6 protein-coding genes are annotated in these 5,122 nt (G+C 62.9%); 2 read left to right on the forward strand and 4 right to left on the reverse strand.

Going from position 1 to position 5,122, the window contains the following annotated elements:
• The coding region (locus QSG27_RS27565) for a hypothetical protein (RefSeq protein ID WP_306711869.1) at positions 1–971 on the forward strand (971 nt) is incomplete at its 5' end.
• A 72-nt stretch (positions 972–1,043) separates the two neighbouring features.
• Here the strand turns inward: QSG27_RS27565 and QSG27_RS27570 are convergent.
• Positions 1,044–1,931, reverse strand: a complete 888-nt coding sequence (locus QSG27_RS27570; protein WP_306711871.1) for a hypothetical protein — start codon at positions 1,929–1,931, stop codon at positions 1,044–1,046.
• An 87-nt stretch (positions 1,932–2,018) separates the two neighbouring features.
• Positions 2,019–2,576 (reverse strand): recombinase family protein, encoded by a 558-nt coding sequence (locus tag QSG27_RS27575; protein WP_306711873.1) that lies wholly within the window; start codon positions 2,574–2,576, stop codon positions 2,019–2,021.
• A gap of 233 nt (positions 2,577–2,809) precedes the next feature.
• Between QSG27_RS27575 and QSG27_RS27580 the strand changes: the two genes are divergently transcribed.
• Entirely contained in the window at positions 2,810–3,865 is a 1,056-nt protein-coding gene (locus tag QSG27_RS27580; protein WP_306711875.1) for a restriction endonuclease, read from the forward strand.
• A 103-nt stretch (positions 3,866–3,968) separates the two neighbouring features.
• On the opposite strand, the gene QSG27_RS27585 is transcribed toward QSG27_RS27580, so the two are convergent.
• Both QSG27_RS27585 and QSG27_RS27590 read right to left on the reverse strand, forming a co-directional pair.
• Complete coding sequence (locus tag QSG27_RS27585; protein WP_306711877.1) at positions 3,969–4,271, reverse strand: hypothetical protein; 303 nt, start codon at positions 4,269–4,271, stop codon at positions 3,969–3,971.
• A 58-nt stretch (positions 4,272–4,329) separates the two neighbouring features.
• The coding region (locus QSG27_RS27590; protein WP_306711879.1) for a DNA N-6-adenine-methyltransferase at positions 4,330–5,122 on the reverse strand (793 nt) is incomplete at its 5' end.

The raw sequence follows: 5,122 nt of genomic DNA on the forward strand, positions 1-5,122 counted from the left end.
AGCCGCGACATGGTTCCACTGGTGGCCGCAATTCGCTTGATTTCCAAGCAATGGAAGCCTTCACGCGCCGCCCGTATTACACCGCCTTCGCGGGCGAACATGGCATCTGCAACGTGAGACAGATCCGCGTGGCGGCCCCGGTGTGCTCGGTCCCGCTGACGGCGTTGCGCCGCGTTCACGCGGATACCAGCCGCCGCCTGTCCGAGCGCTTGAGGTACGGAATCGCGCGGCATGCGCCCGGCATCTTCATCGACATGATCGCCGCCCATATTCAGCGGGACGGTGACGATGGCCGCGTCTACTTGCACTTTCACCTTGTTGGCCGGGGCGGCACGGCGGAGGAGTGGGCGGCGCTTGAGGCGTATTGGATTGGCGGCACCGGCCGCCCGGAAACCGGCTGGCTTTGGTGGACGGCCCAGGACGACGACCGTCTCGGCCGCCATCCGGCAGCACTCGTGCAATACGCCGCCGCTGGGTTGGCCGAGGAACTGGACGACGAGTGGACGCCTGAGGAACTCGTTGAACTCTGGCACCAAACGCGCGGCGTGTCGCTGATTCGCGCGGTCGGCGCGTACAGGAAGTGGCTGGGCAAGCTCGAGACCGACGGGCTGACCGTCCGGCGGCACCGCGAATACGGCGTCGCCGAGATCGTACCCCGCCGCCCGACGGTTCGCGTCGAGCGGCTTCGAGAACATTTGTTCGCGAATGTTGGTTTCTCGGTCCTGCGGCGCACCGTCCACGATTTTGGCGACGGCGTGTTGCGCGAAGCGTGGCATGTTCGCGGCCGTCCTGGCGTGACCGCTGCCGAGATCCGCGCCGTCTATCGTGACGCCGAAGACACGTCTACGGAGGGTACGGCCTATCCCGGAATGACTGCCCCGACCGCCCCGTCGCCGGTCCCCTCGCCACCCGATTCCGTTCCACCAGCCCCGTCGCCACCGCAAAATGATGACGACGCGGTGCCCTGGTAGACAACTGCGTCGCTCAGAGAACAACACTAAATCTTCCTTAGAACCCCCTTCAGCAGGCCGGGACGGGGAAGGTTATGCCGGATTGCCTTGTTCAAACTTAACGATGCCCCAGGTAAGACCATATTGGAGCCCGCACCCACTGCACCTCCAGTGAACACCAGGGCGGACCTGATGAGGCCATAGGGTCACCGTTTCGCTGCATCCTTCTGTTGGGCAGGATGCTTCCTCAATTTTTGGCTCCCAGAGTACCTTCCCACCGGGTTGGCGCGTTAGAACGTATTCTGCATCACATTCAAAGCATCTGGCCTCTACGGTGGTGGCTCCCGATGGGAGGCGCTTCCGTACCGGCTTCTTGCAATCGCTGTTCATGCATTCGTCGAGCACGGAAAAACTGCCAAAGGTGCTGTTCCAGATGGCAGATGAGAGAACCCGGTCGAGCAGGGCCACCGCATCTTCACATCGCCTTCTCAATTTTTGAGGGTCGGGGGCTTTGTTCCCCATGACCTGATCCAGCGATGGCATATGCAGGTAGCTACCAATCGCATCGTAGTGCCTCTTGAGGTCGGCCAAGGTGAGCACGACGTCTGTGCCGAGCGTCTGCATCCGCTCAGGCGGCGCAGGGGTATTGATGTCATCTTGCCTGCCCATCCGAATCGTCGAGGTCATCCCGATCTTCGGGTCAATGTCGTGGAGCACCTGCATCAGCTTCCGGGGTTGCCACGTCTTGTATTCTTCAGGGGGAATCTCGTCCTTGAAGGCCAAGGCTCGGTCGTAGGTCACGGCTTCCATGGCGAAGCGCAGTTCGAGGGCGGCATATTTCAGCCGTTCAGGGTCGCCGCTGCCAAGTTCCGACTTTGCACGCTCAAGTGAGTCGCGGGCCATCGACCGAAAACCAGGGTTCACCATGTCACCCATTCGTTGCTGCTTTTCCTCGAGCGCCAGGGTGACAATTTCGCTCAACTTTCTATGTATGGCAACCGCAGGAAGCGTTCAGGTTCAGCAATTGAGATGCAAGTTCGGCAGCATCGGCCGAGTACAACGGGGCTCTCATCGCGTCGCTCGCCAGACCGTTGTGCGGTCCACACCCAGCAGCGCCGCCACTTCGGCGCACGACCGCCCTTCGGCCCGCAGCGCGCGGGCGTGCTTTGCCTGCGCCGTTGTCAGGGCCTTTCTACGGCCGACGCTGACGCCGCGCTTCTTCGCCGCCTGCATGCCCGCCTTTACCCTCTCGCGGATCGTCTCGCGCTCGAACTCCGCCAGCGTGGACAGCAGCCCGTACACCAGTCGCCCCGTCGCCGTGCTGGTGTCCACCCCGTCCGTCAGCGACCGCAGGCCCACCCCGCGCCCCCGCAGTTCTTCGGCCAGCGTAGCGAGGTGGACGACTGACCTCCCCAGCCTGTCCAGCCGCCACACCGTGATCACGTCCCCGGCGACGGCGACGGACAGCAGCCGGTCCAGCCCCGGCCGGGCGGTTTGGGCGCCGCTGACGCCGTGGTCGGTGAACAGGTCAACGTCGGCGACCCCAGCGGCGCGCAAGGCGTCCAGTTGCAGAGTCATATCCTGATCGTCGGTCGAAACGCGCGCGTACCCCAGCAAGCGGCCCATCGTTCCCTCGTGATTTTGCAACAGCCTTCTGCAACGATGAACCCGTTGATCTGCCTAGGTCAAGGTTCTGTTGCAGAAGGAAATGATTCTGCAACACCCGCTTTGAAGGGGAAGTACCCTGCTGCCAAATACCGCATCGGAAATTCAGAGCCTCAATATGGAACGGCAGAGTAGGATTGTGGGCACCAGCCCGATTGCACCAAAAGGATCGCAGGAAGGTCTCAATGCCTAAAATGAGAAAGAGTGCAGCTTGGCGTGAATACCAGGAAACGGCGGCGGCACTTTTCCGACGTATGGGTTTCGAGGCGGTAGTTGAGGAAACGCTCGAGGGTGTGCGCGGTAGGCACGAGGTTGATGTAGTAGTCCGGACGAAGCTCGGCGGAGTGCCAACGACGTGGATCGTTGAGTGCAAGTATTGGAAATCACGGGTGCCGAAGGCACATGTTCTTACGCTTGTTCAGATTGCGCAGGATGTCGGCGCTGATCGGGCATTCCTACTCTCAGAAGAGGGCTTCCAAGCCGGAGCAATCGCGGTCGCCAGGAAAACCAATGTGTCTCTCACCAATGTTGAGGAACTCGAGGCTGCGGCGACCGAGCACATCTCTGAGCTCTCGATCAGGAAGGCCTTGACTGAGGTAAAGGCGCTCGAATACGACCTTCATACCCTGTTGTTCAGACAGGTCGTACGCGTCCCACTCCACCCACAAGTAGACGAGATAATCACACTTCTCGGCGCCTGCTTGGAGGTAACGATGGCGGCGATTGCTGCTCTGACCGGGCGGTTTCCTGTCCATCTTCCGATAATGCTTTCCGTGACTGAACCGCCTTGCGAAAATGAAATATCAAAAGTGGTCAGGGCGCTCCTAGAAAATGTCGATGGAATTAGAGAAAGATTTGCGACACTCAAAACGACGATGTCCGTGATTGCCTGCAAGGCCGCCGATACTGCCGAAGAATTAGTTCATTGCGTTTATGAATTGCTCGCATGCGGTGAAGCGCTCCTTGAGAAGACATCGGTAGCAGAGGGGCAAGAGGCCAAACTGCGGGCTGCACTCGTTGCGATGCGCGCAATTGGTGACCATGCAGAAGCTTTACGTGAGCATCCAATGGCTGAGCTTCGGCGAGCCGTTCGGGGGCTAATGAAAGAGATGTTTGACGGTGTATACCTTTGGATCGGAAATCCGCACCGCACAACAGTGTGCTGGATAGGCCTCAAGGCCAAAACTGAAGAAGCCATTTCGAACCTATTACGGGTCGCGGAAGAGTTGCGCGTCTCGGCTGCTTTATGAAGTTGAGAGACGCTCGTCTCAAAAGCCCTTCTGCCACATCATTGAAACGACTTCATGCAAGCCACCAGCCCGTCCCACAGGGGAAGGCCCCAGCGGGACGCCGTCACGCGCCCCGGCGATCCTCCATGCGCAGCACCTCGGCCTGCACCTCGGCCTCGGCTTGCTCGACGGCAACCGCGACGCGGCGGGCCACCTCCGGTGTCATTCGCTCCCACTCGCCGCGCTGTATCGGCGACATCAGGCCGTAGGCCAGCATGAGCGCGGTGAACAACTCGCGGTGCTCGACCTCGGCCGACCGCGCCTTGCGCTCGCGATACGCCTGCGCCCGAGCGGCGTCGCTCTGCGCTTTTCCGGTCGCGGGGCGACCCCGACCGCGCTTCTCTGTGTGCTTGGACTGCTCAGACACGACCGCCTCCGCTAATTATCGTGACATCACGTTAAATCAAGTGCGGCACCGGGTCAAGCTATTTTAGTGACGTCACGTTATTTCGTGCCCCTCGCGCCGCGAGCGGCACCCGTCGCGCGGGCATCGCCCAAGCGCCGGGCAGCGCCGCCGCCAGCCGGTCAGCCGCCCCCTCCGACCAGCCCCAGCAGACGAGCGCCACGTCGAAAGGCGCCGGACCACGCGGGCCGGACGGCCCACCGAACGCCAGCCGCCGCCCGAGGAACGCCACGTCGGCGACGCCGTTGCTGACCACGTTCTCTCGCCACCACCGAGACCCCGGCCGGGCAGGGGCCAACAGGACCAGACGCAAGCCGCGCCCAGCCTCGACGACGCAGCGCTCAGCGAACTCGGCGACCCGGCTGAACGGCGGGTTGACGAATGCCGTGTTCCCCGCCTTGCCCCATGTCGGCAGCGACAGCGAGTCCTCAGCGACGGTGACGTGCCGAGCCGCCTGGACGTGCGACACATCGGCGCCGGGGCTGCACGGGTCCAAATCCCAGCGTTCAACGACGCCTAACGCCGCCTGGATCGTCGCCAAGAGGTCGGGCGGGGTCCACCACTCGTCGCGGCCGGTGCCGTCCCGCGCGCTCGACAGGCCCGCGCCGCCGGGCGCGAGGTACGCCGCTCCGGCTTCGACCAGCCGCAGCGTGACGCCGACAGCCCCCGCCAGCCCGATCAGGGACTCCAGGCGCCCGCCGCCCGACTCCAGCAGTCGCACCGTTGGCGCCGTCAACCCAGCTTGCCCCGCTGCCTCTGGCACCGACCAGCCGCGCCGCGCCCGCGCTGCCGCCAGCCGGTCGGCCCCGACGAGC

It is taken from the genome of Azospirillum isscasi, assembly GCF_030849505.1.
In the GTDB taxonomy this organism is placed as follows: Bacteria; Pseudomonadota; Alphaproteobacteria; order Azospirillales; family Azospirillaceae; genus Azospirillum; species Azospirillum isscasi.

Coding starts and splice junctions, on each gene's coding strand:
- QSG27_RS27575 (WP_306711873.1), bottom strand. CDS start 2,576: ATGGGCCGCTTGCTGGGGTACGCGCGCGTTTCGACCGACGATCAGGAT.
- QSG27_RS27580 (WP_306711875.1), top strand. CDS start 2,810: ATGAGAAAGAGTGCAGCTTGGCGTGAATACCAGGAAACGGCGGCGGCA.